The 3183-nt window shown below is 41.0% G+C and carries 5 protein-coding genes; 1 reads left to right on the top strand and 4 read right to left on the bottom strand.

Translation table 11 applies throughout. The features are described from left to right. The 3 genes from PX484_RS07620 to PX484_RS07610 all read right to left on the bottom strand — a co-directional run. On the bottom strand, positions 1 to 395 hold a 395-nt coding region (locus PX484_RS07620; protein ID WP_288103351.1), incomplete at its 3' end, for a type II toxin-antitoxin system VapC family toxin. Continuing rightward, positions 385 to 642, bottom strand: coding sequence for a hypothetical protein (locus PX484_RS07615; RefSeq protein WP_002793765.1), 258 nt, complete (start codon positions 640 to 642; stop codon positions 385 to 387). The genes PX484_RS07620 and PX484_RS07615, both read right to left, overlap by 11 nt. Positions 643 to 752: 110 nt before the next feature. Continuing rightward, on the bottom strand, positions 753 to 1001 hold the full coding sequence (locus PX484_RS07610) for a Ycf34 family protein (protein WP_002795917.1): 249 nt from the start codon (positions 999 to 1001) through the stop codon (positions 753 to 755). A 94-nt stretch (positions 1002 to 1095) separates the two neighbouring features. Between PX484_RS07610 and PX484_RS07605 the strand changes: the two genes are divergently transcribed. After that, positions 1096 to 2313 (top strand): tRNA nucleotidyltransferase/poly(A) polymerase-related protein, encoded by a 1218-nt coding sequence (locus PX484_RS07605; RefSeq protein WP_288103350.1) that lies wholly within the window; start codon positions 1096 to 1098, stop codon positions 2311 to 2313. A gap of 347 nt (positions 2314 to 2660) precedes the next feature. Here PX484_RS07605 and PX484_RS07600 read toward each other — a convergent pair whose 3' ends face one another. Beyond that, positions 2661 to 3110, bottom strand: coding sequence for a DUF6933 domain-containing protein (locus PX484_RS07600; RefSeq protein ID WP_288103349.1), 450 nt, complete (start codon positions 3108 to 3110; stop codon positions 2661 to 2663). Between the last annotated feature and the right edge of the window lie 73 nt (positions 3111 to 3183).

The following is a 3183-nucleotide window of genomic DNA, read 5'->3' as shown; positions in this document are numbered from 1 at the left end:
ACAATCTGAATTTCCCTGACTCGGTGCATTGGTTTGGTTGGCTTTTCGGTGGTGATTAGTTCATCAGCTTGAATTTGCAGCGCAGCAGCAACATGAAGTGCATCCATCGCCGCTAAACCGTAAGTGCCAGCAATTTCATGAGCATTCTGTATAATTTTTTCTAAGTCAGTTGCCCAGTAATTAACAGCCAGAAAAAATGTTTCGTAAAATTCTATTTCTTCTTGTTGCTTGTTAAAAGTTGCTTTAGGCAATACTTCTAACTGAACAAATCGACTGGAGGCAAACTCCCGATTTTCATCGTTGAGAATTTGATAGGCTTTGATACTGGCTGATTGGATGCCTTGGAAAGCAGTAATCAGTACGCCAGAGTCTATGTAGGCTTTCTTATGACTCACTGCACCCTCCTCGACGTGCAGCAAGTTCTTGTTCTATCTCCTCTTCATTGAGCAGTTGCAATCCAGCTGCGATCGCCCGATGTCGGATTTCCCATAACTTTTTGCTTAATGGTGTTTGGGGAATAAATTTAGCTTCTGGTGTTGTTTGTGACTCAGATTTAAGTATTTGAACAAATTGCCAAACTTTTTGTTGCTTTTCCGGGGTCAATTCTCGCCATTGTTCAAGTAGTTCTTCTTCTTTATCCATAAATACCTCGCTCTTAAATTACGCATTCCTCGAATCGTTGGCTGTCCAAGACATATTTGTGGATTAACTTTCGGCTCTTGTAGTAGATATGTATGGGTAGTTCAGGTGTTTTAGGTGGGAACTGGTTCACCCGGCCGCAAACTAGACCATTTACCGGTTTCGCGTAAAAAGCTTTCACAACCCACCACATCCCACTCCATTTCGATATAATCTTCCTTGGTGCGAATGTTAACGTTAATAGAAGGGTTCTTCGCTTCAAAGTCCGGTGTCTCGGTGAGATGACGTTCCTGATGTTGTGTTTCTACGGCATGATAGGTGAGACAGCGATCAACAAAATAGCAGTTAATACAAATACACATAGGTTTAACTCTATAAGTCTTTTCCGTTAATCTAGCTCAGTCTCTCCCCAAATGGGGCCGGTCAAAATTATATTTTTGTAAATTTATCTTCTCGATGTCTTGTCAAAAAAACCTAGATAGTTTAGTTAAAGAAGTTTTTGCGATTAATCAGCAAGAATTGCCAGAAAATGCTTATTTAGTCGGTGGTGCTGTGCGAGACGCTTTATTAAACCGTCAGAAAGACTATATTGACCTAGATTTTGTGGTTCCCGAAAAAGCGATCGAAATTGCTCAAACTATTGCCCATCAGTATAAGGCCGGTTTTGTGGTTTTAGATGCCGTTCGTCAAATTGCTCGCGTCGTTTTTCCCCAGGGTACTCTTGATTTCGCACAACAGGAGGGAGAATCTCTAGAAATAGACCTAAAAAGACGGGATTTCACCGTTAATGCTCTCGCTTATAATCTCCACACCCAAGAAATTTTCGATCCTTTAGGGGGATTAAAAGATTTAGGCTGCCAATCCCTGCGGATGATTTCCCGCGAAAATCTTCAGGATGATCCCCTAAGATTATTAAGGGCCTATCGACAAGCGGCTCAATTGGACTTTGAGATCGAACCCCATACCCGTGCAACTATTCGTTCTCTTGCCCCTTTATTGCACCGTGTAGCCGCCGAAAGGGTACAATCCGAGTTGAATTACCTTTTGCTCAATTCCCGTGGCAATAAATGGCTAAAAAGTGCCTGGGAAGATGGCTTATTATCTCTCTGGTTGCGTCGGATTACCCCCGCAAAAATGGAGCGAGTCATGGGGGTGGAAGCGGCAGCGGGATTTTTAGAATCTTTGTTACCGGAAAAATTTATCTTTTCCCCTTCTCAGTTACAGTTGACAAAATTGGCCCTATTGGTATCGGATATTTTGGCAGAAGCGGAAAAAGAGTTAATCGATCTCAAGTATTCCCGTGGGGAAATTCGCACGGTAATCACGGTGATTAAGTGTTTACCTCCCCTCAAGGAGGCAGATAATTTAAGTCTGCGGGAACAGTATTTTATTTATCTAAATACGGGAAAAGTATTTCCTGTCTTTGCCCTTTTTGCTTTATCAATGGGGATTAACAAAAATATCGTCGCTTCTCTGTTGACTTCCTATCTCGATCCCGATAATATTATCGCCCATCCCCGACCTTTATTAAGGGGCGATGATTTAATTAACCATTTACACCTGAAACCTAGTCCGATTATCGGTAAGTTATTAACCGAGGTACAAATTGCCCAAATTGAGGGCAAAGTGACAGTTTTTCAGGAAGCGATCGATTTTGCTAAAAAGTTGTTATAAGTGGTTGGTTATAATTAAATTAAAAATGGATTTTAGGTCTGATCCCCCCTGCCCCCCTTGATAAGGGGGGTGCCGATAGGCGGGGGGATCTACCCTTGATAAGGGGGGTGCCGATCCCCCCTTAATCCCCCCTTAATAAGGGGGGCATCTGATAATTTTTAATGCCTACCTACTTAGCAATTGTTCACAGTTTGGAGAGTTTTGTCTGTTAATCAGAGTTTTAGATTCGGATTGAGTCTCAGGGTTTCGACTTATCCAAAACTGAGATTATCCAAAACTGAGATTTATTTAGTTTTAAGCTGTGAAGATTGGGGAGCGTTTTCTCCTTAGATTAAAACACGACCGTTTTATTGTACTCCCTTCGATTGATTCAAGAGATTTTGGTAACATTCGGTCGGGGTACGGTAAGATAAATATTTAAAGGGAGTCTGATTAATTATTTCTGCAAATCTTTCGTTATCAACCGCATTGTACTGATCTACTTTAGCGATTAAATTCTTCATGTTATTCATGGAGCTTACCAGACTCCTATTCTCGGATTTGAGATAATGAATTTCAGGGGAATCGCCCTCATGCCGATCAATGGTGGTAATTTGAGCGATAATTCCCTTAATTCCCTGCTTGTACGAAGAAATTAAGGTGTATAAACTCTTTTCCTGAGTAATGAGAAAAATACCTCTCTTCCTGAGATCGAGGACATCAATTCGCCAAGCATTATTATCGGCGATAAAATCTTCTCTTGACTGCACTTCTCGTTGAAGTCTTTCGGCCGCTTTGCTTGACAAAATCAGATTCATCTCTAAAAATAAAGTTAATTATTTAATATTATAAACCAACTAGATTTTTGGTTCTTCGTTACTTGGTATGGTT

This window comes from Microcystis sp. M49636_WE2, assembly GCF_030065375.1.
In the GTDB taxonomy this organism is placed as follows: Bacteria; Cyanobacteriota; Cyanobacteriia; order Cyanobacteriales; family Microcystaceae; genus Microcystis; species Microcystis aeruginosa_C.
This window is presented reverse-complemented; position numbering and strand designations above follow the sequence as displayed.

What these genes read in the sequence shown, in the direction of transcription:
- PX484_RS07615 (WP_002793765.1), bottom strand. Translation starts at nt 642, where the DNA reads ATGGATAAAGAAGAAGAACTACTTGAACAATGGCGAGAATTGACCCCG.
- PX484_RS07610 (WP_002795917.1), bottom strand. Translation starts at nt 1,001, where the DNA reads ATGTGTATTTGTATTAACTGCTATTTTGTTGATCGCTGTCTCACCTAT.
- PX484_RS07605 (WP_288103350.1), top strand. Translation starts at nt 1,096, where the DNA reads ATGTCTTGTCAAAAAAACCTAGATAGTTTAGTTAAAGAAGTTTTTGCG.
- PX484_RS07600 (WP_288103349.1), bottom strand. Translation starts at nt 3,110, where the DNA reads ATGAATCTGATTTTGTCAAGCAAAGCGGCCGAAAGACTTCAACGAGAA.